A 273-nucleotide genomic window follows, 5' to 3' on the forward strand; every position below is an offset into this window, starting at 1 on the left:
TCGTATCCGCGGTGGTTAGTATCAGTGCTTTATCATGGGCGCGGATATACGGGTACCAGAATATCAACTGGTTATCCATCGACTACGCCTGTCGGCCTCGCCTTAGGTCCCGACTCACCCTGGGAAGACGAACTTGACCCAGGAACCCTTAGTCATCCGGCGGGAAGGATTCTCACCTTCCAATTCGTTACTCATGCCTGCATTCTCACTCGCACACACTCCACGCCGCCTTACGGTAACGCTTCAACACATGCACGACGCTCCCCTACCCAA

General features: G+C 54.6%; 1 rRNA gene. It reads right to left on the reverse strand.

Going from position 1 to position 273, the window contains the following annotated elements:
• Positions 1–273 (reverse strand): 23S ribosomal RNA (locus HMPREF2822_RS04045); the annotation flags it as partial.

Source organism: Corynebacterium sp. HMSC062E11 (genome assembly GCF_001811845.1).
Classification (GTDB): Bacteria; Actinomycetota; Actinomycetes; order Mycobacteriales; family Mycobacteriaceae; genus Corynebacterium; species Corynebacterium hesseae.